Raw genomic sequence first — 24,376 nt, 5'->3', positions numbered from 1 at the left:
CGCATCCTTGATCGATGCAAGATCGGGCTTGGCGACCGCAGCCTTTTTCCGCTGGCGCGAACGCTATGGCCTACGAAGGAGTCTGCGTCGGAGGCGTATCCGCCTTCTCCGCCGCTTCGTCCGCGGCGTCCTTCGCCTCGCGCGCCAACTTTTGCTTGTTCTGGTCGCGCTCGATCAGCCGGGCCGCCCAGATGGAAACCTCGTAGAGCAGAATGGTCGGAATGGCCAAACCGATCTGGCTCATCGGATCGGGCGGCGTCAGCACCGCCGCCACCACGAAGGCGATGACGATCGCCCATTTGCGTTTCTCGGCCAGCGCCTTCGACGACAGCATGCCGACCCGCGTCATCAGGCTGGTCACCACCGGCAGTTGGAACACCAGGCCGAAGGAGAAGATCAGCGTCATGATCAGGCTGAGATATTCCGACACTTTCGGCAGCAGCGAAATCTGCACCTGATCGTCGGTGCCGGCCTGCTGCATGGCGAGGAAGAACCACATCACCATCGGCGTGAAGAAGAAATAGACCAGCGATGCGCCCATCAGGAACAGGATCGGCGAGGCAATCAGGAACGGCAGGAAGGCGTTGCGCTCATTCTTGTAGAGGCCGGGCGCGATGAATTTGTATATCTGCGTGGCGATCAGCGGGAAGGCGATGACCATGCCGCCGAACATGGCGAGCTTGACCTGGGTGAAAAAGAATTCCTGCGGCGCCGTGTAGATCAGCTCGACCTTGTGCGGGTCGAGGCCTGCCCATTTGGTCGCCCATTTGAACGGGATGACCAACAGGTTGAACAGCCGCTTGGCGAAGAAGAAGCAGACCAGGAAGGCGACGAAGAAGCCGCCGATCGACCAGATCAGCCGCCGGCGCAGTTCGATCAGATGCTCCATCAGCGGCGCTGACGACTTTTCGATCTCGTCCTTTTCCGTATCCGAAACGCTCACTTGGCGGCTCCCGCCGTCTTCTTGGCTGCAGGCTTTTTCGCCGCTGCCGGCGCAGGCTTCGGTTCAGCCTTTTTGACTGCTGTCTTGGTTACAGCCGGCTTGGCGGCCTTTGCCGGAACTGCCGCCACCTTGGCTGCTGCCTTCGCGACGGGCGCAGCCTTTGCCGGCGTCGCCTTCGTCGAAGGCGCGACCGTGGCTTTGGTTGCCCTCGGTTCAGCCGGCTTGGGTTCAGCCGGCTTCGGTGCAGCTGGCTTGGCGGTTTTCTTGGCCGCCGACGCCTTTTGCGGCGCAGCCGCGACCGAGCTGTCGGTCATGACAGGAAAGATTGGCGTGGCCGGCAACGCTTCCGCTGCGTTGAGACCCGGCATATCCGTGGCGCCGTTCTTCAGCGGCTCGGCCGGCTGCGGCGTCGAAGCAGCAGGCGTCGCCGGATCGGCCGCCGGCTTCGGCTTCATCGCCGCGTCGACGCCGGAACGAACATCGGCCGCGGCTTGCTCGAACGGATTGAGCTGCTTGCGGATTTCGGCCGCCGGATTGAGGCTTCTGAGCGAATCGACCGACTTCTTGACGTCGTCGAGTTCGGCCTCTTTCAGCGCCTCGTTGAACTGTTTCTGGAAGTCGGCCGCCATGGCGCGCAGCTTCGCCGTCGTGCGGCCGAAGGTGCGCAGCATATTGGGCAAATCCTTGGGCCCGACGACCACGATCATGACGATCGCGATCACCAGCATTTCGGTCCAGCCGACGTCAAACATGGCACTGTGTTCCGACTAGAACCTTGGGCTCAGCTCTTGCTGGCCTTTTCCTTCACCGCCGAAACGGTCTCGTCGGCGCGGTGCTCGACGGTGCGCTTGTCTTCGGCAACGTCGTCGTCGGCCATGCCCTTCTTGAAGCTCTTGATGCCCTTGGCCATGTCGCCCATCAGTTCGGGAATCTTGCCACGGCCGAACACCAGAAGCACGATCACCAGCACGATCATCCAGTGCCAAATCGAAAATGAACCCATTGTAACTCTCTCTCGAATGTTTTCCCTGGCGATGATCTATGCGTTTTCGCGTTGGGATTCAAACACAACCGCGACAAAGTTTATGAAGGCGCGGCAGATGTCACGCATTTTCGGCGATGCGGTCCGCTACCAATCGGCGCATCTACAGCCGCAAGCCGCTTTTTGACAGTGGCTTGCGGTCAATCTTCCGTGACGCGCGGCGTCAACAGACCGAGTTCCTCGAGGTCGATGTCGGTCAGCGGATCCTCATCGTCGGTCAGCGCATCGGGGTCCGACGGCGGCAGCGGAATGGAGAAATTCGACGGCATGCGGCCGGAAAGCAGGCCGGCGCCCTTCAGCTCCTCCATGCCAGGAAGATCACGGATTTCCTCGAGCGCAAAATGGTCGAGGAAGGTTTCGGTGGTGCCGTAGGTGACGGGACGGCCCGGCGTTTTGCGGCGGCCGCGCATCCGCACCCATTCCGTCTCCAGCAGCGTATCCAGCGTGCCCTTCGAGGTCTCGACGCCGCGGATATCCTCGATCTCGGCGCGCGTCACCGGCTGGTGATAGGCAATGATGGCCAGCACTTCGAGAGCCGCGCGCGAAAGCTTCTTTTGTTGAACGGTGTCGCGGCTCATCAGGAAGGCAAGGTCGCCGGCGGTGCGGAACGCCCAGGCATCGCCGACGCGAACCAGATTGACGCCGCGGCGCGCATAGATCTGCTGCAGCTCAGCCATGGCGGCGGCAATGTTGATGCCGTCGGGCAGCCGCGCGGCAAGCTGCTTTTCGCTGACCGGCTCGGCGCTGGCAAAGACGATCGCCTCGGCCATGCGCACGGCTTCCGCCATATGCAGCCGCTCGCCGGGATTCTGGGTCATAGTCTCAGCCGAATCCTGGACAATGGCGCCCTCCTCGGTTTCTTCATCGACCTTGAACGGAATGACCGATGCGTTGGCGCGCTCGCTCATGATGCCACCTCGACTGCCCTGATGCCCGGAGCTCGGCCGCGCAGATAGAGCGGCGCGAACACCTCGTCCTGCCGCATTTCGATGCTGCCTTCGCGCACCAGTTCCAGCGTCGCCGCAAACGAGCTGGCAATCGCGGTGCGCCGCTCTTCCGGACTGGTCAGATAGTTGATCAGAAAACCGTCGAGCGCCGTCCAGTCGCGCAGCGACCCGATCAGCCTGGTCAGGATATCGCGCGCATCCTTGAGCGACCACACACCGCGCCTGGCGATCGTCACATTGGTGATCGCCTGTTTCTGCCGCTGCTGGGCATAGGCGGTCAACAGGTCGTAGAGCGAGGCCGAATAGGCGTTGCGCTTCTCGACGATGACCATTTCCGGCATGCCGCGCGCGAACACGTCGCGGCCGAGGCGGTTGCGGTTGACCAGCCGTGCCGAGGCGTCGCGCATGGCTTCCAGCCGCTTCAGCCGGAACTGCAGCACCGCCGCCAGTTCCTCGCCACTCTCGCCATCGTCGCCGGGCTGCTTGGGGATCAGAAGCTTCGATTTGAGGAAGGCGAGCCACGCCGCCATCACCAGATAGTCGGCGGCAAGCTCGAGCCTTAGCGCCCTCGCCGTCTCGACAAAGGTCAAATATTGCTCGACCAGCGCCAGGATCGAGATGCGTGACAGATCGACCTTCTGGTTGCGGGCAAGATGCAGCAGAAGATCGAGCGGGCCTTCGAACCCGGCCACGTCGACAACCAGCGACGGGTCGCCGGTGACGCGTGAATCGTCATTTTCGGCCCACAGACGGTCCATCGGTGCAGCCTTTGCGGCCTTGCTTTCCAATGTCTCCGCCACTTGCCCCTTTTCCTTCTGGTCTAGGCCACCGCGTCGAAATAGGTGGCAAATTCAGCGCGTATCTCGGTTTCGTCAGCCCGATCACGGTTCTTTATATAGGTCAGCGCCCGCTTTGCACGCTCCAGCGACTTGCCTTCAAGCCCGGTGGTGCGCGATGCGATGCCGGCCATCTCCTCGAAAACCCCGTTGCAGTGAAGGACCAGATCGCAGCCCGCCGCAAGGATAGAGGCTGCCTTTGTCGGGAAATCCCCAGAAAGTGCCTTCATCGAGGTGTCGTCGCTCATCAACAGCCCATCAAAGCCGATCTCGCGGCGGATGATCTCGTCGATCACCTTGCCCGAGGTGGTCGCCGGGTTCTTCGGGTCGATGGCGCTGTAGACGACATGCGCCGTCATCGCCATCGGCAGATGGTTGAGCTCCCGGAACGGGGCGAAATCATGCCGCTGCAATTCGCTCATCGAGGCATCGACCGTCGGCAACTCGAAATGCGTGTCGGCAAAAGCCCGCCCATGCCCGGGAATGTGCTTCATCACCGGCAGCACGCCGCCCGCCATCAGCCCCTCGGCAGCAGCGCGGCCGAGTTCGATGACCGGACGAGGGTCCTTGCCGTAGGCGCGCGCGCCGATGACGTCGCTGGCGCCTTCGATCGGCACGTCGAGCACCGGCAGGCAATCCGCCGTGATGCCGTAGCGCAGCAGGTCGAAGGCATGCAGCCGCGCCATCAGCCAGGCGGCACGGGCGCCGGCATCGTGGTCGTCTCGCCACAAGGCACCCAGCGCGCCGCCGGCTGGATAGTTCGGCGCCAATGGCGGCCGCAGCCGCTGCACGCGGCCACCTTCCTGGTCGATGAACACCAGCGCATCCGGGCGCCCGATACAGTCGCGCATCGAAGCCACCAGATCGCGGATCTGCTCGGTCTCGCCGATGTTGCGTGCAAACAGGATGAAGCCCCACGGGCATTCGTTGCGATAGAAACGGATTTCGTCGCGAGTGAGCGATTTCCCGGCGCAGCCGAGGATCATGGATTTTGATTCGGTCATGGGCAGGAGTTTAGAGCTTCACGGTGACAAAGGGAATCGTGCCGAGCCGCAAGCCCTCAAGGCTAAATCCAATTCCACACAAAAAAGCCGGCGCGGTCTGGGACCGCGCCGGCTTTGATTGGTTGGACCAGACTTTAGCGCGACACGAAGCAGTTGCCGCCGGCGGCCTTGTAGCTGGTGCACAGATTGATCGCATCGTTGCGCGACTGCGCCGGAACGCGGACACGGTAGAAGGTGCCCTTGCCTGCGATCTCGGCCTTGACGATGTTGGCGGTGCGGCCAGCGAGCACGCTGCCATAACGACGCTGCAGGTCCGCATAGTTGGCCTGGGCGCTTTCAACCGTCGGCTGCGATGCGATCTGCATCGACCACGAGCCACCGGCAGCGGTCGAAGCGGTCGCCGGAATGGAAGCAACCTGATCGGGCTTGACCTCGCCAACCACGTCGACCGGCTGGTCGGACGGGCGTTGCGGTGCAAGCGGAACCGACGCCGGCGTGTTGGCGGATTGAGCCTTGGCTTCCGCCTTTGGCGCGGCTGCCGGCTTGACCGGCTTAGCGGTCTCGGTCTGATCGGCATTTGCCTGATCATCGCTGGCCTGTTCCGTCGCGGCCGGCACGGTGCCGGTCTGCTCCGCGTCGGCCTGGCCCGTCGGGGCCACATGCTGCGGCGCCGGATCGAGCGGCTCGGTGGCCGCCACCGCTGCAGGTGCCGGATCCTCGCGCGCAACCAATGAACCGTCGGGCTTGACCACCATGGTTTTCACCTTGCGCGGCGCGATGGCGACAACATCGGAATTCGTGCCCTTGTCGGCTTCCTGCAGAACCTGCGCTATGCGGTCCTCGGATTTGGGCGCGGGTGCCGCGGCGGCATCGGTGTTGCCGGTGGCATCGGTGCCAGCAGCAGCATCGGTGCCAGCAGCGGCATCGGTGTTATCGGGTGAAAGATCGACAACTCGGCTCTGCGGTTCCTTGGCGATGACATCCACCGGCTCTTCGGTGTTGGTGACCAGCTTCTCCTGCACGGGTTCGGCCGGCTTCGTGCCCTTGACCACCGCGTCATAGACCTTGTTGTCCTGGTTCGGCACGACAGTGCCGCCCGGATTTTCCGGCTTGACCTTGATCGGTGCGTTATCGGCCTTGACGATCACCGGCGCATCGCTGCCGCCCTTACCGCCAAAGGACAAGGCAAAGGCGCCAATACCGCCGGCAATGGCCACCGCACCGACAACCGCCGCGATCAGCAGGCCGCTCCGGCGCGGCTTCCTGGCAGCCTCCTGCCCGGCCAGGCCCGGAACCGCCATCGCCTCGTCCAGTTCGGGATCGTAGTCGAGTTCGTCGACAGCGAAATCGTCGGCCTGCGAAGCCGGCGGGTTGCCAGGCAAGTCGTCAATGTCGAAGCCGTTTGCGGCGTCGGCATAGGAACTGGTGGCTGCTTTGGCAGGCACTTCCGCCGGCCGCGCCGCATAGGCGCGCTGATCGTTGCGCTCATAGCCCGGCTTGAAACCAGCGCTGTAGGAATCGTCGTCATAGGCCGCGTTGCGTTGCGGCGCTGCAGCCACTTCCGTCGTGTTCATGTCCGAGAGAAGGCTGGAGAACTCGGCGTCGAGATCGTCATAGGCCGCCGCTGCCGGCTCGTCCTCATCGAAGTTGAGTTCCGGAATATCGAGGTCGTCCGCCAGCGCGACGACGCGCTCGGGCACATCGACCGTCTCGACATCCGGCATCTCGTCGTAGCTCTGCGGCGGTTCGGGCAGCGTCGGTTCGGGCTGCGCATAGGTGGGAGCTGTTTCGACCGGCCGATAGGACGGCACTGCCGCGGCCGGCGGCGGGGCCATCGGCTGGGTTGCAAATGACGGTTGCGACTGGGCGACGGGCGTCATCCGGCTCCACGAACGAGCTGGCTCCGGTGGCGTCGAGCGTGCCGACAGAGCGGCTGCTGCGCCGGCACCGAGATCGATACCCTTGGCAAAAGCGGCATCGAACGCATCGTCATCGAAATGAATGTCGGTGGCAGCCGCGGTCGCGGGCGCTGCTTCACCAGTCTCGAAGTCGTGACCTTCGAACTCGTCGAGGAGAAGATTGTCGAGATCGGCTGCCTGGGCCACTTCGGCGTGCAGCGGCTGCCCAGGCTCGTGCTCATCGAGATCCCAATCGAGATCATTGACAGGATCCGTCGACTGGCCGGCGGTTCCTTGCACCGGTGCAACTGGCTGCTGAACCACGGCAGGCTCCTTGACCATCGGAGCCGTCCGCGCCTTCATCGTGCCCAGCAGCGCGTTCAGCTCGTCTTCCAATGTCCGTTCATCTGTCGCGGCGACGGGTGCTGCGACCGGCTCGGCCACAACGGCAGGAGCCATGATTGGCTGGGCCGGAACGGCGGCGATCTGCGCAACAGGCGCTTCGATCTCTTCGGCATCGTCAAAGGTCAGGTCGAAAGCGTCAAATGCCTCTTGTACCTCTTGCGGAGCAAGGTCGTATGTTTCTCGCGAAGCGGCGTCGTAAGCGTGGTCCTCGGCATAGACGGGCTCGGCCGGCGTTTCGTGCACCAGCGGGGCGTCGACCGCGGCCGGCTGCTCGGCGCGAACCTCGAAGTCCATGTCGACATCGGCCATCGCATCATCGAAATGGCCGGCAAAATCTTCCTCGGAAACCCCTTGATCCACATCGGCTGCGGCCTCGACCGGTGCAGCCTGATATGCGGCAATCTCGGCAGCGACGGGACCGGCATTGTGGTCCTCATCAGGTGAATGGCTGTCGAGTGTCAGCTCATCCTCGAGCGACATCGAGACGGCATTGTCGAAATCGTCATGGTCGAAATCAGCGTCGACCGCGGCCTCCGCGACCGGCGCGGAAACCTCGGCGGCAGCCATGTTGTGCTCGTCGTTGTCAGTCGCATCGTTATCGAGCAGGAACCCTTGCTCGAGCGACGCTGCAAGCTCGTCGTCCATCGGCAGATCGTCTTCGAACGGCGACACGTCTTCTAGCGAACTGGCGACGGCATTGTCGAAATCTTCATCGAAAGCAGCTTCAACGGCCGGAGCCTCGGGAGCAGCGGCAAAACCATGAACGGCCTCGTTAGCCGCATCATCGTCGAGCAGGAAATCCTGTTCGAGCGAAGCGGCGAGCGCATCGTCCATCGCATCGGCCGTTTCGAAAGCCGGCTCGTGAACCTCGGCGGCAGGTTGCTGAATCTCGGCAACTGCATCGACGACGTCGTCGTCGCCGAATTCGCCCATCAATTCCTTCTCGAGGTCGATGTCGAAATCGCCCTCGTCCGCGAGTTGAACGGCGGGGGCGGCCTTCTGTTCAGCTGGCGCCTGCGGCTTTACCGGCTGACGCGGATCGAAACCCATGATCCTGGTCAGTTCCGCGAACGGATCATCCTCGGAGATGTCGTTGTGGTCGGCTGCTTTCAGCTGGGTTCTGTCTGCCATTATTGTTCCCGAACTCGCACTCATTCGGACGCCATGGACGTCGCGTAGGGTTGGCCCTTACCAGCGCAATGTGGGCAAAAGGTGACAGGTTATTTAGTCAAACCTAACGCATTTCGGTAGGCGCATCAGCTCCGATCAGCGTCAGGCCGGACGTCAGAACGTCCGAAACAGCCTGCACCAGCCCTAGTCTGGCATGCGTCAATTGTCGGTCGTTAACCTTAACAAAACGTAAGTCAGGATTATCCGTGCCCCGGTTCCAGTGTCCGTGGAAGCTGGAGGCAAGGTCGTAGAGGTAGAATGCCAGCCGATGCGGCTCCAGCGCAAGGGCCGCCGATTCGATCAGCCGCGGATATTCCGCCAGCTTCCGGATCAGGCCAATCTCGCCCTCATCGGTCAAAGACGCCGCGCCCGCCGCCAGCCTGTTGCGGTCGAAATTGGCCTCGCCCAGCTGCTCGCTCGCCTGCCGGAAGACCGAATGGCAGCGCGCCGAGGCGTACTGCACATAGAACACCGGATTGTCCTTCGACTGCTCGGTCACCTTGGCGAAATCGAAATCGAGCGGCGCGTCGCTCTTGCGATAGAGCATCATAAAGCGGATCGCATCGCGACCCACCTCCTCCACCACTTCGCGCAGCGTCACAAAATCACCCGAACGCTTCGACATGCGCACCGGCTCGCCATCGCGAAACAGCTTCACCAGATTGCAAAGCAACACGGTAAGCTGGAGCTTCAGATCATCGCCGGCAATCGCCCGCGCCAGCGCTTCCAGCCGCTTGACGTAGCCGCCATGGTCGGCGCCGAGCACATAGATCAGATCCACGAAGCCGCGATCGACCTTGTCCTTGAGATAGGCGACGTCGGCTGCGAAGTAAGTGAAGGTGCCGTCCGACTTGGCCAGCGCCCGGTCCATGTCGTCGCCGACCGCGGTCGAGCGGAACAGCGTCTGCTCGCGATCTTCCCAATCGTCCGGCTTCTCGCCCTTGGGCGGCGGCAGCTTGCCCTTGTAGATATGGCCCTTCAGCGTCAGATCGTTGATCGCCGAGCGGATCTTCTTGGCATTGTCGGCGTGCAACGTGCGCTCGGAGAAGAACACGTCGTGATGCACGTTGAGCAGCGCCAGATCCTCGCGGATCATCGCCATCATGGCATCGATGGTCCGGTCCTTGACCATGGCCAGCGCCTCGTCGTCCGGCATCTGCAGCAGCTTGCGGCCGAATTCAGCGACGAGTGCCTGGCCGACCGGAACCAGATAGTCGCCCGGATAAAGCCCGGCCGGGATCTCGCCAATGTCCTCGCCCAGCGCCTCGCGATAGCGCAGGAAGGCTGAACGTCCGAGCACGTCGATCTGCGAGCCGGCATCGTTGATGACATATTCCTTGGTCACGTCGTAGCCGGCGAACGCCATCAAATTGGCGAGCGTGTCGCCGACCACCGCGCCCCGGCAATGGCCGACATGCATCGGGCCGGTCGGGTTGGCCGAGACATATTCGACATTGGTCTTCCGCCCGCCGCCAATGTTCGAGCGGCCATAGTTGCGGCCTTCGCCGAGCAGCGCGGTCAGATGCGCCTGCCAGAAGCCGTCCTTGAGCCGCAGATTGACGAAGCCCGGGCCGGCCACGTCCACGGCGGCGACATCGGCGTCAGTGCGCAGTGCCTGCGCCAGCCGTTCGGCGAGCGCGCGCGGATTCTGCCCGGTCGGCTTGGCCAGCACCATCGCCGCATTGGTCGCCAGATCGCCATGGCTGGCGTCGCGCGGCGGCTCGACGGCGATGCGCGACAGGTCGGGCGAAACGCCGTCACTGTCTTTCAAATCAAGCGCTTCGACGGCTTTTGTGATTCGCGCGCTAAAATCGGCGAAGATGTTCATGGGTCTTGCTCTGGCGGACTGTGAAGGACACCAGCTCGTTGGCCGGCAAAATCGAGCCCGCCCTAGCTTAATTCAGGCGTGTGGTCAAACAAACGCCTGTGCTCCTTGAGCGCGTAGGTGTCGGTCATGCCGGCTAGGAAATCGGCAACGCTGCGCGCCTTGATGCGGTCTTCGGCCCGGTCGAGCCCCTCCCGCCAGCCATCGGGCATGGCGCGCGGATCGGCGAAATAGGCGTCGAACAGGTCGCGCACGATCTGCTCGGCGTCGATGCGCACTCGCATGACCTCGCTGTGCCGGTAGAGATGCTTGTAGAGAAAGGCCTTCAATTCCTTCTCGGCCGCCGCCATCTCGGTGGAAAAGGTCACCAGCGTCTCGCCAGCCGCCCGAACCGCATCGGCGCTTTCCGGCTTGATACGCGTCAGGTTGGCGGTGGTGGAGACGATGACGTCCTCAACCATCATGGTGATCTGCCGGCGCAGCAGTTCGTGACCGGTGCGCACGGCATCGAGCGCAGGATAGCGCGCACGCACGCCGGCGAGGATCGACCCCGGCAGCGCCACCTTTTCCAGCATCTCCAGCGTCAGGAAGCCGGAGCGCAGGCCATCGTCGATGTCATGCGTGTTGTAGGCGATATCGTCGGCAATCGCCGCGCACTGCGCCTCGATGCCGGCGAAACGGTCGAGTTCGAGGTCATGCAGCTCGGAATAATCACGGATCGCCTGCGGCACCTGGCCTTTCAGGCCCTTGCCGCTGGCGTCGGTCAGCGGTCCATTGTGCTTGACCAGCCCTTCCAGCGTCTCCCAGGTCAGGTTCAGCCCATCGAACTCGGCATAACGCCGCTCCAGCCGCGTCACCACACGCAGCGACTGCGCGTTGTGGTCAAAACCGCCCCACGCCGCCATCTTCTCGTTCAGCGCCTCCTCGCCGGTATGGCCGAAAGGCGTGTGGCCGAAATCGTGCACCAGGGCGACAGCCTCGGCAAGATCCTCGTCGCCGCGCAGCGCCCGCGCCAGAGCGCGCGCAATCTGCGCCACCTCGATCGAATGCGTCAGCCTTGTACGGTAATGGTCGCCCTCATGCGCGACGAACACTTGCGTCTTGTGCTTCAGCCGGCGGAAAGCCGTCGAATGGATGATGCGGTCGCGATCGCGCTGGAACGGCGTGCGGGTCGGGCTCTCCATCTCGTCGAACAGCCGTCCGCGTGAGCGCGCCGGGTCACTGGCATAGGCCGCGCGCGGCCGGTAGCCGAACCCAATGTCGCCAAGCTCATTTGTCATGGCTGATGCCGCCGCAGTTGACTTGCCCCTTCCCGCTTCATACCTATCATGTGAAACCGAAAGCAAGGTGACGCCCATGGGCGCTGATGCCAAGACTGCCATGAAAGTCGAGATGACCGACTCCGCCGCCAGGCGGATCGCGAAAATCGTCTCTGGCGAAACCGGCAAGACGGCGCTGCGCGTTTCCGTCGAAGGCGGCGGCTGCTCCGGCTTTTCCTACAAGTTCGACCTCGTTGACACCCGCAACGACGACGACGTCGCCATCGAGAAAGACGGCGCCACCGTGCTGATCGATGATCTCTCCCTGGTCTATATGGGCGGCTCGGTCATCGACTTTGTCGACGATCTGATGGGCCAGTCGTTCCAGATCAGGAACCCGAATGCGGTCGCCTCCTGCGGCTGCGGCACCAGCTTCTCCGTATAACCATGCCTGCCATCGGCGCGGTCCGTCAGGTCGCGCTGTCGGCCGGGCGCGATCTCGACGTCACGCTCGCCTTCTGGCGTGACGTGCTCGGCCTCAGCGTTCACGCTCGCTACGATCCGCCGGGCATCGCCTTCATCATGGCCGGTGACGTGCGTTTGTTCTTCACCGACGGCGTGCCGGCCGGCACCGTCTATCTCGATATATCGGATCTCAAAACCTTCCACGCCTCGGCAAAGGCCAACGGCGTTCCCTTCACCGCGCCGCCGACACTCGTGCACAAGGACACCGAAGGCCAGTTCGGTCCGGCGGGGGAAAGCGAGTGGATGGCCTTCCTAAAGGACCCCGCAGGCAATACGGTCGGCCTCGTCGAACGTCTAGCGCCGGAAGATCATTGAGGCTGCCCATGAAAATCGTCACCTGGAACATCAACGGCGTCCGAGCCCGCATCGGCAACCTCACCCATTGGCTGAGCGAAAGCGCCCCTGACATCGTCTGCCTCCAGGAGATCAAGACGGTCGACGAGCAGTTCCCGCGCGCCGAGATCGAGGCGCTGGGCTACAATGTCGAAACCCACGGCCAGAAGGGTTTTAATGGCGTCGCCTTGCTGTCGAAGCTGCCCTTCGACGAGGCCAACAGAGGCCTGCCGGGCGACGATACGGACGAGCAGGCGCGTTTCATCGAGGGCGTGTTTTCGACCGACCAGGGCGCATTGCGCGTCGCCTCGCTCTATTTGCCCAACGGCAACCCGATCGATGACGAGAAAAAGTTTCCCTACAAGCTGGCCTGGATGGAGCGGCTGCATCGCTGGGCCGAGCAGCGCCTGCTTTTGGAAGAGGCGCTGGTGCTGGCCGGCGACTACAACGTCATCCCCGAGCCAATCGACGCGAAATTCCCGGAGAACTGGCTGGGCGATGCCCTGTTCCAGCCGCAGACGCGGCAAGCCTTCCGCCGGCTGAAGAATCTCGGCTTCACCGAAGCGGTGCGCTCCGTCACCGACGCCGCCGGTGTCTATACTTTCTGGGATTATCAGGCCGGCGCCTGGCAGAAGGACAACGGCATCCGCATCGATCATCTGCTGCTCTCGCCGGAAGCCGCCAACCGCTTCTCCTCGGCGTCGATCGAAAAGCACGTGCGCGCCTGGGAAAAACCCTCCGACCACGTGCCGGTGGCGATCGATCTGGCCCTGCAGCCGGCCTGAGGCTGAAGCGGACCTCTTATCGCCACAAACCGCGCGTTTGATGAGAGATCATCATGGCGGCTGGGGTTCCCATGACTATCCGTATTGCCCGTATTGCTCTCTGCCCGATTGGCTGCGCCGTGGCGATAGCCGCCGCGCCGCCGGCCTTTGCCGCACAGGAATGCCTTGCCAACGGCAAATCCTTCCAGGTCGGCCAGGTCGCCTGCCTGACGCTTGCCGGTCAGAGCCACCTCGCCCGCTGCGACATGGTGCTCAACAACACATCGTGGACAAAGATCCAGGACGGTTGTCCGGAAAACACGCTGGCGCCGCATTTGCAAAGCACGCCGATCTCGACACCGGCGCCAACCCTGCCCTCGGCCGAACCAAGCGAGCCGACTGCCAACTGAGCCGTCGAGGCCATCGGTCTCTGCTACAATTTTTGACAGTTCGGCGGTTCGACTACTGGTCGCCGCCGCCCTTGGTGAGGATGTCGTCGGCCAGCGAAATCGCGGTGCGGCGGTCGGCTTCGCCGGCTGCGGCAAACGCCTCTTCCTGCATGCCCCGGATCCATGGCTGATCGGCCGGTGAGGCGCGTTCGAGGGCCGCGGTCATCATCGCCAGTCCGCGAACGATCTTGCCGCTCTGGAACAGCAAATTTCCGAGCGTCGCCTGCGCGCCGGCATGGCCCTTTTCGGCGGCAAGCTGGAACCAGCGCCCGGCCTGCTTGACGCTGGCCTTGACCCCGCCCTCGCCCTTCAGGAACATCTGGCCCATTTCGAACTGGGCATTGGGATTGCGGTAGTTGGCGGCGGCGCGCATGTAATATTCCTGCGCCGCCACTTCGTTTTCCTCGACCGGGCTGCCGGGAATGCCTGTCCTCAGATAGTCGCCCAGCGCCACCAGCGCGTCGGAGACATAGCTTTCCTCCGGCGAACCGGGTTCGACGTCCTGATCGACGATTTCGGAGAAGAACTTGAAGGCCTCGTAATCGTCGCGCGCCACGCCGTCGCCCTCGGCATACATGCGCGCAAGCTTCCAGGTGGCGCCGATCTGACCGTTCTCGGCGGCATATTTGTAGGCCTCGGCCGCCTGTTCCTTGTGGCCGCTCTTGTAGGCGGAGAAGCCGAACTGGAACACCGCCCAGGGGCTGGACTGCGGCTTCACGCCGGTCTTGTCGTCGAACACCTTGTCGTCGAAGGCCATGGCCTGGCCCACGGCGCCCAAGGTCGCAACCGCGACCAGTGCCGAAAAGACAGACGACCTCAACACCTCAGATATCCGCATAACAATGTGTTTCTTTCGCACCGCCCGGATGGGTGACCGCGCCATCGCGGGCAGGCCCTACCGTCTGCGCATATTTCCATATCGCGCCCGACTGATAGTCGGTCGTGCGCGCCTTCCATCCCTTTGCCCTCGCCGCCAGTTCAGTGTCGGACAACGCCACCTCGATCGTGCCATTCACCGCATCGATCGAGATCACGTCGCCGTCTCTCAACAGCCCGATCGGGCCGCCAACAGCGGCCTCCGGCCCGACATGGCCGATGCAGAAGCCGCGCGTCGCGCCGGAAAAGCGACCGTCGGTGATGAGGGCCACCTTGCCGCCCATGCCCTGGCCGTAGAGAGCCGCCGTCGTCGACAGCATTTCCCGCATGCCCGGGCCGCCACGCGGACCTTCGTAGCGGATGACGAGAACCTCGCCTTCTCTGTAGTTGCGGTGCGTAACCGCTTCAAAACATTCCTCTTCCGAATCGAAGCAGCGCGCGGGACCTGAGAATTTCAGCTCCGACATGCCGGCGACCTTCACGATCGCGCCTTCGGGGGCAAGGTTTCCCTTCAAGCCCACAACACCGCCGGTTTGGGTGATTGGTCGGTTGGCGGGACGGACCACATCTTGATGCTCATTCCAGGCAACGTGTTCCATATTTTCGGCCAAAGTGCGGCCGGTTACCGTCAGGCAGTCACCGTGTAGATAGCCGTGGTCGAGCAAGGTTTTCATCAGCAGCGGAATGCCGCCGGCCTCGAACATATCCTTCGCGACATATTTGCCGCCCGGCTTCAAATCGGCGATGTAAGGCGTCTTCTCAAAAATCTTGGCGACGTCGAACAGGTCGAACTTTATCCCGGCCTCATGCGCGATGGCCGGCAGGTGCAGCGCCGCGTTGGTCGAGCCGCCGGTCGCCGAAACCACGGTCGCGGCATTCTCCAGCGCCTTCAGCGTGACGATGTCGCGCGGCCGGATGTTCTTGGCGATCAATTCCATGATTTTTTCGCCGGAGGCGAAATTGAAACGATCGCGCATCTCGTAAGGCGCCGGGGCGCCGCAGGAATAGGGCAGCGCCAAGCCGATCGCCTCGGCGACGGTGGCCATGGTGTTGGCCGTGAACTGGGCACCGCAGGAGCCGGCCGACGGACAGGCAGCCTGTTCGATTTCAAGCAGTTCGGCATCGCTGACCGTGCCGACCGAGTGCTGGCCGACCGCCTCGAACACGTCCTGCACGGTGATCTGCCGGCCGCGATAGCTGCCGGGCAGGATCGAGCCGCCATAGATGAAGATCGACGGCACGTTGAGCCGCACCATGGCCATCATCATGCCTGGCAGCGACTTGTCGCAGCCGGCAAGGCCGACCAGTGCGTCGTAGCAATGGCCGCGCATGGTGAGTTCGACTGAATCGGCGATGACCTCGCGCGACACCAGTGACGACTTCATGCCCTGGTGGCCCATGGCGATGCCGTCGGTGACGGTGATGGTGCAGAATTCGCGCGGCGTGCCGCTGGCGGCGGCAACGCCCTTCTTGACCACTTGCGCCTGGCGCATCAGCGAAATGTTGCAAGGTGCCGCCTCGTTCCAGCAGCTGGCGACGCCGACCAGAGGCTGCGCGATCTCGGCCGCCGACAGTCCCATCGCATAGAGATAGGAACGGTGCGGCGCACGCGCCGGACCAACGGTCACATGGCGGCTGGGCAGCTTGGCCTTGGAAATGACTCTGGCGTCCATACTCTTCCTTGCCGCGGGCGGTGCGGCCTGTCCCATCGCCGAGCCTTCTGGCGCGTGTCCCGAGACAAATTCGAGGTGCGCCGGGTTTATGGCGGGAAATGGGCAATTCCCCAGAGTCACTTTGCGGCGCGAGGGTTGTTCAGAAACTGTTGCCAAAACGTCACAATAGCGTGGGGCGAAGGTTGTGCTATGGATTTGCAGCGCGAATGCGCGGCGGCTGTGTACGACACTGCCTCTGCAAACGAAAAAGGCCGGGCAATGCCCGGCCTTTTGGTCGTATTTTCAGAGGCTTAGAACTTGATCTTGACGCCGCCAGAAATCGCCGTGACCAAATCGTTGCCGAAGTCGTAGCTGACATCGGTGCCGGCCACATAGCCGTTCTCGTCGGTCAACGTGCCCGAATGGCCGCTGGTCAGGACGCCGATCGCGCCGGCCAGGCGAATTTCCACATTCGGGCTCGGCGTGTAGGCAACGCCTCCGCCCAGCGTCCAGGTGTCGGTCTGGCTGCCATAGCCGTGCGACGTGCCGCGGTCCCATGAAATCTGGGCAGCACCACTCCACTGATCGTTGAACTTGTGGCCAATGCCGGTGGTGACCGTCCAACCGTCACGATACATCAAGTCGAGCGACGTCAGCCTGATCGGCGAAGGAGAGACCGTCGTGCAATCGGCAAGCCCCTTGGTGGCCTGCGAGCAGATCGGAATGCTTTGCAGCACGCTCCAGTTGACCCACTTGATTGAGCCGAAGGCGAGCCAGCCGGGCGCAATGCCAGATTGCATCTTGAATTCCACCGAATCCGGCATCGAGGCTTCGCCATAAATCGGAATGACCGCTCCGCCGACATTCGTCAGATCGAGCGTGCCGGTGATATTGTCGAGCTTCACCTGCGAATTGTAGACGAGGCTGGCGCGCAGCGCGATCTCGGGGATTTCATAAGCAAGGCCGGCCCGCCAGCCCCAGCCGCTGCTGTCCAGATCGACTCGGCCCGTGCCGCCGAAATTGGGCACCAGCGGCGATACAAGGCTTTCCTTGAAACCGTAAACTTCCTGATAGAAGACGCCGCCGATGAAGCGAATTTGGCCCTTGCCGGCATCTATCTTGTAGGAGCAGGTGCCGGCGTAGTTGTTGCTCTTGATTTCGGTCTCCATGTTGGACTGGGCGCCATTCCATTGACCGGGTGCGGTATGCGCCCCCCACGGCTGGGAATAATCCACCATGCAGTCGACGCCCTTGACGACCTCGGCTTTGACGCCGATGCGCGGCACCCAATAGCTCTCGCTGTCCTTGGCCGTGCTCAAACCCGTCAGGGTTCCATCTGACGGATCGGTATCCACCGCATTCTTGAGCTTGCGGTCCGGCATCACAAAGGTCGCTTCGGCCTCCGTGGCGAAGGGCGCCGGGTCGAACAGAAGGTCGATGTCGTAGCCGCCGCGCTCGATACCGCCGGCATGCGCCGGGTGCATAGCCGAGCCGATCATAGCAAGCGAAAAGCACCCCGCCCCCAACAGTGCTTTCAAACGCAAAATGTTCATGGATGTCCTCCCCGAAATACTGGTGCATCAAGCTAGAACCAATTCGGGTTAACGGCGCAACAATGAATTCATGCGGCGTACATGTACATCCAAGCAGCGTACATTTCCGGCTAACTGGCCAATGCCGCCGGGAGGTCGAAAAATGGCTTCACGAGCGCAACTCGGCCGGAAAATTCTGTGAAACCTGTCACAGAACGCTCGAAAACAAGCCCTTTTGGGGCCATTTGGCCCCATTGTTACATTATGGCAACAATGGGGCATAAACTTCCGTTTACGTCAAAATTAACGCTGCGGAATGCCTGTTTATGCAGCAAGCGGACTGTTCCAAAGCAGCACGCAAGACACGCGAATCCGACCGCTCAACCCGCCTCACGCACCCGGGTCAGCGCCACCGAAAGCTTCTCCTGAGCATCGCTGTATTCGGCGAGTTTCTCGCGCTCGGCGTCCACGATCTCGGCCGGCGCGCTGGCGACGAACTTCTCGTTGGATAGCTTCTTGTGCAGGCGCGCGATTTCCTCGGTCACCTTGGCCAGTTCCTTCTGCAGCCGCGCCGCCTCAGCCGTGACATCGATCAGACTGCCGAGCGGCAGGCAAATGGTCGCTTCGTTGAGCACGATCTGGGCGGAGCCCTTGGGTGCCGCGTCGACCAGCGAAATGTCGCCGACCCGCGCCAGCCGCTTGATCGCCGATGCCTGGCGTTCGAGCCGCTCGTGCGTCACCTTGTTGGCGCCGATCACCATCAGCGGCGCGATCGCCGCCGGCGGCACATTCATTTCCGAGCGCACCGAGCGGATGCCGGAGACGAGGTCGACCAGCCAATTGATGTCGGCGGCCGCTTCTGCGTCCTCGAAATCAGGCGACGGCCACCTGGCGTGGCACAGCAGCGACGGGCGCTCCTTGCCCTCGCCTGCGGTCTGCGCCCACAGTTCTTCGGTCATGAACGGCATCATCGGATGCAAGAGCTTGTAGATCTCGTCGAGCACAAAGGCGACGCAGGCGCGGCTCTCGGCCTTGGCGGCCTCGTCCGTGCCCATGAACACCGGCTTCAACAGTTCCAGGTACCAGTCGCAGAACAGGTTCCAGACGAAGCGGTAGGCAGCACCCGCCGCCTCGTTGAAGCGGTATGAGGTGATGCCGTCGGTTATTTCCCGCGCGGCCCGTGTCAGCTCGGTCAGGATCCAGCGGTTGACCGCAAGCTTGGCATCGTTCAGCCAGAAATCGTCATTGCGTGCGACTTCGTTCATCTCGGCAAAGCGCGTCGCGTTCCACAGCTTGGTGCCAAAGTTGCGATAGCCGGCAATGCGCGCCGGATCGAGCTTCACGTCGCGCCCCTGCGCCGCCATCACCGTCAGCGTGAAGCGCAGCGCATCGGCGCCGTATTCGTCGATGAGATCGAGCGGATCGATGACGTTGCCTTTCGACTTCGACATCTTCTGCCCGTTCTTGTCGCGCACCAGCGCGTGAACATAGACGGTGTGGAACGGCTCCTCGTCCATGAAATGCAGGCCCATCATCATCATGCGGGCGACCCAGAAGAAGATGATGTCGAAGCCAGTCACCAGCACATCGGTCTGATAATAGGTCTTCAGCTCCGGCGTCTGGTCCGGCCAGCCCAGCGTCGAGAACGGCCACAGCGCCGACGAAAACCAGGTGTCGAGCACATCCTCGTCGCGGGTCAGGATCTCGCCCGGCTTGAAGTTCTCAAGCTTGTCCTCGACCCAGGCCTTCCACGGCCCCTCCAGGGCGAGATAATATTCGACGGCGGCCCCAAGCGCCTCTTCCTCGGTCTTCTCGACAAAGACCCGCCCGTCGGGCCCGTACCAGGCTGGGATCTGGTGACCCCACCACAGCTGGCGCGAGATGCACCAGGGCTGGATGTTCTCCATCCAGTCGAAATAGGTCTTTTCCCAGTTCTTCGGCACGAAATTGGTACGCCCCTCGCGCACCGAGGCGATCGCCGGCTTGGCCAGTTCCCCCGCGTTCGCATACCACTGCTCGGTGAGGAACGGCTCTATCGGCACGCCGCCGCGATCGCCATGCGGCACGGCATGGCGATGCGGCTCGACCTTTTCCAGGAAGCCGCCGGCTTCCATCAGCTCGACGACCTTCTTGCGCGCGACGAAACGGTCGAGCCCGTTGAGCTCATCCCAGGCCGCCTGACGCTCGGGCGTCACCTCGAGGCCGGCGAGAAAGTCTTCATTGTCCTTGAGGCTCACCGCCGCCTCGATGGTCAGGATGTTGATCGCCGGCAGTTTGTGGCGCTTGCCGACTTCGAAATCATTGAAGTCGTGCGCTGGCGTGATCTTGACCGCGCCAGAACCTTTTTCCGGATCGGAATACTCGTCCGCCACGACAGGGATTTTTCTGCCGACGATCGGCAGCACGATGTTCTTGCCGACCAGATGCCGGAACCGCTCGTCGTCCGGATGCACGGCGACCGCCGTGTCGCCCAGCATCGTCTCGGGCCGCGTCGTCGCCACCGTGATGAACGTCTTCGGGTTTTCCGGGTCGAAGGTCTCGCCCTCGATCGGATAGCGGAAATGCCAGAGATTGCCGTTGACCTCCTGCTGCTCGACCTCGAGGTCGGAGATCGCCGTCAGCAGCTTCGGGTCCCAGTTCACAAGGCGCTTGTCCTTGTAGATCAGCCCTTCCTTGTAGAGCGTCACGAACACTTCGAGCACCGCCTTGGACAGGCCCTCGTCCATGGTGAAGCGTTCTCTGCTCCAGTCAGCCGAGGCGCCGAGCCGCTTCAGCTGGTTGAAGATGGCGCCGCCGGATTCGGCCTTCCACTCCCACACCTTGTCGATGAATTCTTCGCGCGTCAGGTCGCGGCGATGGATCTGCTTTTCCATCAACTGGCGTTCGACCACCATCTGCGTGGCGATGCCGGCATGGTCCATACCCGGCTGCCACAGCACGTTCTTGCCGCGCATGCGCTCGAAGCGCACCAATATGTCCTGCAGCGTGTTGTTGAGCGCGTGCCCCATATGCAGCGAGCCGGTGACGTTCGGCGGCGGGATGACGATGGTGAAGGCCTCCGCCCCCTCCTCGGCGCCGGCACCGGCACGAAAAGCATCGGCCTCTTCCCAGATTTTAGCGATCTTGGGCTCGACGGTTTTGGCGTCGTAGGTTTTTTCGAGCATGGGAAATGGTCCGGGCTGTCGGGATTTGTTGGGTTCGGTGTAAATCGGAAGGTCTTGGCCAAGTCAACCGCAGGTGCGCTGCTGGAGGCACAGCTGATAGATAGTGGCTGGACAGATCAAGGCAACTCCCACGGACCCACGCGGCCGGCGCCAGCTTCCATCAAACGCTTAGGACCGAGCGGTGGGGTACCCGCACCTTCATCGTCGGCGATTCCGACGGCAAACTGATCGCTTTCGCGACATCGGGAAGCTGATCCGCAACGAAAAAGCGCCGCTCGAGGGCGGCGCCTTGATCCGGGATGGGCGGTGATCCTTATTGCGCGCCGCGCGCGACGCGCTCGATTTCCTCGCGCACCAGCCGTTCGACCAGCGTCGGCAGATTGTTGTCCAGCCAGTCCTGCAGCATCGGCCGCAGCATCTCTTCGGCCATCTCGTCGAAAGTTTTCTTGCTGCGGCTGGCAAACGCATCGGAAAGCTCGCCGAAGGCTGCGGCAACCTGCCGGCCAGCGCGTTCCGAAAGGATTGCCGCACGGACGGACGGTGCATCGCCGGCGGCCTGGCGCGCCAACTCGCCGCGCGTAGGCGTCGGCTCGCTGCGCGACTGCGTCGGCTCGCCGCGCGCAAGCGTCGGCTCGGCGCGCGACTGCGTCGGCTCGAAAGCGGGCTCGGCTGTCAGGTCTTCCGCAAAAAACTCGACCTCCGGTTCGACATCGGGCATCGGCGGCGTCTCGACCTTGTCCGGCCTGGCCACCGCAGCGGGTCTTTGCTCGCCCACGGCGGCGATCTCGCGCCGCCAATCGGTGACTATGCTGTCGCTCGTCTCCGCAACTCTTGCTGTCACGGGCGCTTCTGCGCCTGCCGCCGGCGCGGACTCGGCGGCGATCCTGGCGCTCACTTCGGCCAAGGTCGTGGGGGCAACGGTCGCAGCAGCGGGAGTGTTGGGGGCAAGCGTCACCGGCGCCTTCACTGGGGCGAGGTCGAAGCGCACCGGTGTTTCCATGCGCGCGATCACCGGCTCGCCTACCGCCAGTTGCGCCTGCACCTCCGCCAGCGTGACCGGCTTCCTGGTGCCGGTTTCGGTATGCAGCTCGTTGCGGAACGCATCCACATCCGATGCCGGCACGGCCGCCGGCGCCGGCTCGAGATCCTGGCGCAATTCGTCCGCTTCACCCGGCTGCTTGCGGCCGGTGTCGCTGTCTTCGATGATCCGCCTGATGGAAGCCAGTATCTCTTCCATGGAAGGTTCGCGCTGCGCGCTGCTTGCCGTCGCCATCGTCACATCCGCCGCCTTTGTGACCCGTTGCAGATTTCCTGCCGGCAAAAGCCGGACACGAATCATGGCGACAGCGTAACCGACGGATCGTCATCGGAGAATCCCCAATCTGGGGAGATGTTGGATTTCAACAGATTAGAGCGCCGGCGTCTTCACGACGCGCAGCGCTCTAACACGTTGAATCCGAGGCAGGATTTGAAAAGGCTTGGGGTCAGCGACCGTCCGGCGTGCGCAGGCCGGTCCACTTGTCCTTGACCGCCTTGTAATGCTCTTCAGGCTTGTATTTTGTCACCTGCAAAGCGAGACGATCGATCGACAGACGGCCCATGGCCGAAAGGATGGCATAGCTCGCAACCACCACATCGCGCTCGGAGGTGGCAAGGTTGATCTTGGCGCTGATGACATCGTTCTGGGCGTTCAACACGTCGAGCGTGGTGCGCTGGCCGACATTGCGCTCTTCGATGACGCCGTTCAACGCCAGCTGCGCGGCAGCGATGACCTGCCGATTGGCCGCGACGCTCTCTTGCGCGGCGGTATATTGCGTCCATGCCGAGGTCACGGCCTGACGCACCTGGTCGCGGCTGACATCGACTTCGATCCGGGCCTGGCCAAGCGATTCCTTCGACTGGCGAACCAAGGCCTCGGTACGGCCACCCGAATAGATCGGTATGGTCAGCGTCGCGCCGATATTGGCCGAATTGGTTGTACCATCCGACGTCACAACGCCGGGTAAGGAGTTGCGATAGGCGCTCGAAACGCCGGCCGAGGCGGAAAGCTGCGGCAGCAGCGCTCCTTCCTGCGATTTCACCGAAAACGCCGCCGCATCGACCAGATGCTGGGTGGAGAGGATGGCCGGGTGCTCGGCCGCCGCAATAGCGATCGCCGCGTCTAGGCTCCTCGGCAGAAGCTTCGCCAGTGGCGAAGCCCCCTTCAGCTTGCCCGGCTCGTCGCCGACGATCTGGTGGTAGGTCGCCGCACTTGCCAGTGCCTGGGCACGGGCCGCGCTCAACTGTGCCACTGCGGCCGAGCGCGAGGCGTCGGCCTGGGCGACGTCGGTGCGCGTCCCTTCGCCAACCTCGAAACGCGAGCGCGCCGCGCGCGCCTGCTCGGTCAGGAACTGCAGGTTCTGCTCGGTCAGCACGGCCACCTGCCGGTCGCGAATCACGTCCATGTAGGCGCTCGCCGCATTGAACAGGATGTTCTCTTCAGTGTTGCGCAGGCTCTCGACCGAGGCGCTGACCCGTGCTTCGGCGGCGGCAACATTGTTCTTGGTCTGAAACCCGTCGAACAGCGTCTGATTGATTTGCACGCCGAAATTGCCCGTTGTCAGCCGTACGCTGGTGTTCGTGCCATTGAGGTGGCTGCTCGAGTAGTCGATTGACGCCGACCCATTGATTGTCGGGCGCCAACCCGACTTGGCGATGGCCACGCCTTCATCGGTGACGCGCACGCCGGCGCGGGCGGAGTTCAGCTGCGAATTGTATTGGTAGGCCTTTGAAAGCGCGCCGGTAATGGTTTCCGCGGAAGCAGCCAACGGCGAAAGCACAGTCGCGGAAAGGAGAACGGCGGTAAAAAGGCTCTTACGAAAAGACGGCACGTTATTTCCCTCATTCGTTCTGCATGGGAACTGCGCCACGCCAGCCTCTCTTACGATCAGCCGGCGCCGCGCTTTTGTCATCTATCGTTCCCCCGCCGAAAGCCCCCCGGAATGCCCGGTGATGCAAATCAGCAACGATGGTTCAAACATAAGCGAACATGACAGCGTTTTTGCTGCAAGGCAAAATTACTCAGAATTCGAACGCGCGAACACGTTCAAACCCAGGTAGTGGCTTAATTGCCGCATTAAATGCCCGTCTTCCGGTTACAACCCCCCCGGCTTTGAAAAACAGCCGGGCCACGCCCGCATTGCCCTGCCCCTCGACGACGACCAGTCGCCCGCCTTCGGCGAGTTGGTCGAGCAGCGCCGCCGGCACGTCCTCGACACTGCCGCCAACGAGAATCACATTGTACGGCGCCTTGGCGGCATGACCTTGCGGCAGCGGCCCGGTGACCACGGTTGCGTTGGCGCAGCCCTGCGCCGAAAGCGCCGCTCTGGCGGTTTCCGCCAGCGTCGTGTCGCTCTCCAGCCCGACCACCGACCTTGCCAGCCTTGACAGCAAAGCGGTGGAATAGCCGGTGCCGCAGCCGACATCGAGCGCCGAATCACTGGCATCGATTTCGGCCAGCTGCAGCAGCTTGGCGAGCGGCGAAGCCTCCATCAGGTAGCGCGCACCGCCACCATCGGCGCCGTCGGAAATGCGGATGTCCTCGTCGATATAGGCGAGATCGCGCTGGCTGGCGCCGACAAAAGCCTCGCGCGGCACTGCCAGCATGGCGTCCAGCAGCGGCGCGTTGGTCACATCGGTGGTGCGCACCTGGCCATCGACCATCTTCACGCGGCGTTCGGAGAAATCAGCGCTCATGTTTCCAACCAATCCGC

The 24,376-nt window shown here is 62.9% G+C and carries 20 protein-coding genes; 4 read left to right on the top strand and 16 right to left on the bottom strand.

The features are described 5' to 3' along the window. Positions 1-70: 70 nt before the first annotated feature. The 9 genes from tatC to AC1DX6_RS13095 form a co-directional block, all read right to left on the bottom strand. A complete protein-coding gene (tatC, locus tag AC1DX6_RS13135; RefSeq protein ID WP_477313935.1) occupies positions 71-943 on the bottom strand; it encodes a twin-arginine translocase subunit TatC in 873 nt (290 codons plus the stop codon). Continuing rightward, positions 940-1,695 (bottom strand): Sec-independent protein translocase protein TatB, encoded by a 756-nt coding sequence (gene tatB / locus AC1DX6_RS13130; protein ID WP_477313933.1) that lies wholly within the window; start codon positions 1,693-1,695, stop codon positions 940-942. Before tatB ends, tatC begins: the two co-directional genes overlap by 4 nt. A 29-nt stretch (positions 1,696-1,724) precedes the next feature. After that, positions 1,725-1,946: a twin-arginine translocase TatA/TatE family subunit gene (locus AC1DX6_RS13125; RefSeq protein WP_013895102.1), complete on the bottom strand. Its 222-nt coding sequence runs from the start codon at positions 1,944-1,946 to the stop codon at positions 1,725-1,727. A gap of 179 nt (positions 1,947-2,125) precedes the next feature. Then, positions 2,126-2,893: an SMC-Scp complex subunit ScpB gene (gene scpB / locus AC1DX6_RS13120; RefSeq protein ID WP_477313931.1), complete on the bottom strand. Its 768-nt coding sequence runs from the start codon at positions 2,891-2,893 to the stop codon at positions 2,126-2,128. Beyond that, positions 2,890-3,690: a segregation and condensation protein A gene (locus AC1DX6_RS13115; RefSeq protein ID WP_477315091.1), complete on the bottom strand. Its 801-nt coding sequence runs from the start codon at positions 3,688-3,690 to the stop codon at positions 2,890-2,892. The genes scpB and AC1DX6_RS13115 overlap by 4 nt, the downstream gene beginning before the upstream one ends. A 62-nt stretch (positions 3,691-3,752) precedes the next feature. After that, entirely contained in the window at positions 3,753-4,772 is a 1,020-nt protein-coding gene (gene nagZ / locus AC1DX6_RS13110) for a beta-N-acetylhexosaminidase (protein WP_477313929.1), read from the bottom strand. Between the two features lie 134 nt (positions 4,773-4,906). Beyond that, the gene (locus AC1DX6_RS13105; protein WP_477313927.1) at positions 4,907-8,206 is read right to left on the bottom strand and encodes an SPOR domain-containing protein; all 3,300 of its coding nucleotides are present in this window, start codon (positions 8,204-8,206) and stop codon (positions 4,907-4,909) included. A 103-nt stretch (positions 8,207-8,309) separates the two neighbouring features. Continuing rightward, the gene (argS, locus tag AC1DX6_RS13100; protein WP_477313925.1) at positions 8,310-10,073 is read right to left on the bottom strand and encodes an arginine--tRNA ligase; all 1,764 of its coding nucleotides are present in this window, start codon (positions 10,071-10,073) and stop codon (positions 8,310-8,312) included. Between the two features lie 62 nt (positions 10,074-10,135). Next, positions 10,136-11,350 (bottom strand): deoxyguanosinetriphosphate triphosphohydrolase, encoded by a 1,215-nt coding sequence (locus AC1DX6_RS13095; RefSeq protein ID WP_477313923.1) that lies wholly within the window; start codon positions 11,348-11,350, stop codon positions 10,136-10,138. A gap of 76 nt (positions 11,351-11,426) precedes the next feature. On the opposite strand from AC1DX6_RS13095, the gene erpA reads away from it, so the two are divergent. From erpA to AC1DX6_RS13075, 4 genes are read left to right on the top strand one after another with little or no spacing between them, the layout of a single operon-like run. Then, a complete protein-coding gene (gene erpA, locus AC1DX6_RS13090; protein WP_477313921.1) occupies positions 11,427-11,774 on the top strand; it encodes an iron-sulfur cluster insertion protein ErpA in 348 nt (115 codons plus the stop codon). Positions 11,775-11,776: 2 nt separating this feature from the next. Then, positions 11,777-12,169 (top strand): VOC family protein, encoded by a 393-nt coding sequence (locus AC1DX6_RS13085; RefSeq protein ID WP_477313919.1) that lies wholly within the window; start codon positions 11,777-11,779, stop codon positions 12,167-12,169. An 8-nt stretch (positions 12,170-12,177) separates the two neighbouring features. After that, positions 12,178-12,972, top strand: a complete 795-nt coding sequence (gene xth / locus AC1DX6_RS13080) for an exodeoxyribonuclease III (protein ID WP_477313917.1) — start codon at positions 12,178-12,180, stop codon at positions 12,970-12,972. A gap of 53 nt (positions 12,973-13,025) precedes the next feature. Continuing rightward, entirely contained in the window at positions 13,026-13,361 is a 336-nt protein-coding gene (locus AC1DX6_RS13075; RefSeq protein ID WP_477313915.1) for a hypothetical protein, read from the top strand. 52 nt (positions 13,362-13,413) lie between these two features. On the opposite strand, the gene AC1DX6_RS13070 is transcribed toward AC1DX6_RS13075, so the two are convergent. The 7 genes from AC1DX6_RS13070 to AC1DX6_RS13040 form a co-directional block, all read right to left on the bottom strand. After that, the gene (locus AC1DX6_RS13070) at positions 13,414-14,238 is read right to left on the bottom strand and encodes a tetratricopeptide repeat protein (protein ID WP_477247588.1); all 825 of its coding nucleotides are present in this window, start codon (positions 14,236-14,238) and stop codon (positions 13,414-13,416) included. Next, the gene (ilvD, locus tag AC1DX6_RS13065; protein ID WP_477313913.1) at positions 14,225-15,949 is read right to left on the bottom strand and encodes a dihydroxy-acid dehydratase; all 1,725 of its coding nucleotides are present in this window, start codon (positions 15,947-15,949) and stop codon (positions 14,225-14,227) included. Before ilvD ends, AC1DX6_RS13070 begins: the two co-directional genes overlap by 14 nt. Before the next feature lie 290 nt (positions 15,950-16,239). After that, positions 16,240-17,481, bottom strand: a complete 1,242-nt coding sequence (locus AC1DX6_RS13060) for an outer membrane protein transport protein (RefSeq protein ID WP_477313911.1) — start codon at positions 17,479-17,481, stop codon at positions 16,240-16,242. 359 nt (positions 17,482-17,840) lie between these two features. After that, positions 17,841-20,624, bottom strand: a complete 2,784-nt coding sequence (locus tag AC1DX6_RS13055) for a valine--tRNA ligase (RefSeq protein WP_477313909.1) — start codon at positions 20,622-20,624, stop codon at positions 17,841-17,843. Positions 20,625-20,937: 313 nt separating this feature from the next. Continuing rightward, positions 20,938-21,897 (bottom strand): PopZ family protein, encoded by a 960-nt coding sequence (locus tag AC1DX6_RS13050; protein WP_477313907.1) that lies wholly within the window; start codon positions 21,895-21,897, stop codon positions 20,938-20,940. Positions 21,898-22,108: 211 nt separating this feature from the next. Continuing rightward, positions 22,109-23,494: a TolC family outer membrane protein gene (locus AC1DX6_RS13045; protein WP_477313905.1), complete on the bottom strand. Its 1,386-nt coding sequence runs from the start codon at positions 23,492-23,494 to the stop codon at positions 22,109-22,111. A 190-nt stretch (positions 23,495-23,684) separates the two neighbouring features. Then, a complete protein-coding gene (locus AC1DX6_RS13040) occupies positions 23,685-24,359 on the bottom strand; it encodes a protein-L-isoaspartate O-methyltransferase family protein (protein ID WP_477313903.1) in 675 nt (224 codons plus the stop codon). Between the last annotated feature and the right edge of the window lie 17 nt (positions 24,360-24,376).

Source organism: Mesorhizobium sp. P2_C4 (genome assembly GCF_056404575.1).
The sequence above is the reverse complement of the archived record's forward strand: the minus strand, read 5'-3'. Positions and strand labels throughout refer to the sequence as shown.

Excerpts from the sequence above, each read along its gene's own strand:
- tatB (WP_477313933.1), bottom strand. The coding sequence starts at position 1,695 with ATGTTTGACGTCGGCTGGACCGAAATGCTGGTGATCGCGATCGTCATG.
- AC1DX6_RS13125 (WP_013895102.1), bottom strand. The coding sequence starts at position 1,946 with ATGGGTTCATTTTCGATTTGGCACTGGATGATCGTGCTGGTGATCGTG.
- scpB (WP_477313931.1), bottom strand. The coding sequence starts at position 2,893 with ATGAGCGAGCGCGCCAACGCATCGGTCATTCCGTTCAAGGTCGATGAA.
- AC1DX6_RS13115 (WP_477315091.1), bottom strand. The coding sequence starts at position 3,690 with ATGGACCGTCTGTGGGCCGAAAATGACGATTCACGCGTCACCGGCGAC.
- nagZ (WP_477313929.1), bottom strand. The coding sequence starts at position 4,772 with ATGACCGAATCAAAATCCATGATCCTCGGCTGCGCCGGGAAATCGCTC.
- AC1DX6_RS13105 (WP_477313927.1), bottom strand. The coding sequence starts at position 8,206 with ATGGCAGACAGAACCCAGCTGAAAGCAGCCGACCACAACGACATCTCC.
- argS (WP_477313925.1), bottom strand. The coding sequence starts at position 10,073 with ATGAACATCTTCGCCGATTTTAGCGCGCGAATCACAAAAGCCGTCGAA.
- AC1DX6_RS13095 (WP_477313923.1), bottom strand. The coding sequence starts at position 11,350 with ATGACAAATGAGCTTGGCGACATTGGGTTCGGCTACCGGCCGCGCGCG.
- erpA (WP_477313921.1), top strand. The coding sequence starts at position 11,427 with ATGGGCGCTGATGCCAAGACTGCCATGAAAGTCGAGATGACCGACTCC.
- AC1DX6_RS13085 (WP_477313919.1), top strand. The coding sequence starts at position 11,777 with ATGCCTGCCATCGGCGCGGTCCGTCAGGTCGCGCTGTCGGCCGGGCGC.
- xth (WP_477313917.1), top strand. The coding sequence starts at position 12,178 with ATGAAAATCGTCACCTGGAACATCAACGGCGTCCGAGCCCGCATCGGC.
- AC1DX6_RS13075 (WP_477313915.1), top strand. The coding sequence starts at position 13,026 with ATGGCGGCTGGGGTTCCCATGACTATCCGTATTGCCCGTATTGCTCTC.
- AC1DX6_RS13070 (WP_477247588.1), bottom strand. The coding sequence starts at position 14,238 with ATGCGGATATCTGAGGTGTTGAGGTCGTCTGTCTTTTCGGCACTGGTC.
- ilvD (WP_477313913.1), bottom strand. The coding sequence starts at position 15,949 with ATGGACGCCAGAGTCATTTCCAAGGCCAAGCTGCCCAGCCGCCATGTG.
- AC1DX6_RS13060 (WP_477313911.1), bottom strand. The coding sequence starts at position 17,481 with ATGAACATTTTGCGTTTGAAAGCACTGTTGGGGGCGGGGTGCTTTTCG.
- AC1DX6_RS13055 (WP_477313909.1), bottom strand. The coding sequence starts at position 20,624 with ATGCTCGAAAAAACCTACGACGCCAAAACCGTCGAGCCCAAGATCGCT.
- AC1DX6_RS13050 (WP_477313907.1), bottom strand. The coding sequence starts at position 21,897 with ATGGCGACGGCAAGCAGCGCGCAGCGCGAACCTTCCATGGAAGAGATA.
- AC1DX6_RS13040 (WP_477313903.1), bottom strand. The coding sequence starts at position 24,359 with ATGAGCGCTGATTTCTCCGAACGCCGCGTGAAGATGGTCGATGGCCAG.